This is a genomic window from Photobacterium sp. R1 (genome assembly GCF_054600795.1).
In genome coordinates, this window is the sequence record NZ_BAAHZP010001064.1 from 1 (window position 1) to 231 (window position 231).

A 231-nucleotide genomic window follows, 5' to 3' on the forward strand; every position below is an offset into this window, starting at 1 on the left:
TTTGCACAATCACCCCTATGTATACTCCGACCGGCAGAGCCAAACGGCCCAGAGACGGCAGCAGCAGCAGATAAACGATAATACCGGCCCCCATCAGTAAGGCTGGCAGCCACCATACAATCGAACCGGACAACTCATTCCAGAAGGCCAGTGAATACACTATGTGCGCCAGCAGAAAACTGCTCAGGCCCGGCACAAACTTGTCTTTGGGCAACATAAGGAAAATGTCCC

Annotated in this window: 1 protein-coding gene; it reads right to left on the minus strand. The window is 52.8% G+C overall.

The annotated features are described in order from the left end of the window. Window positions 1-231 (minus strand): lysoplasmalogenase family protein (locus ACYP03_RS28330; protein ID WP_459782982.1); only part of this gene is annotated, 231 nt, incomplete at both ends.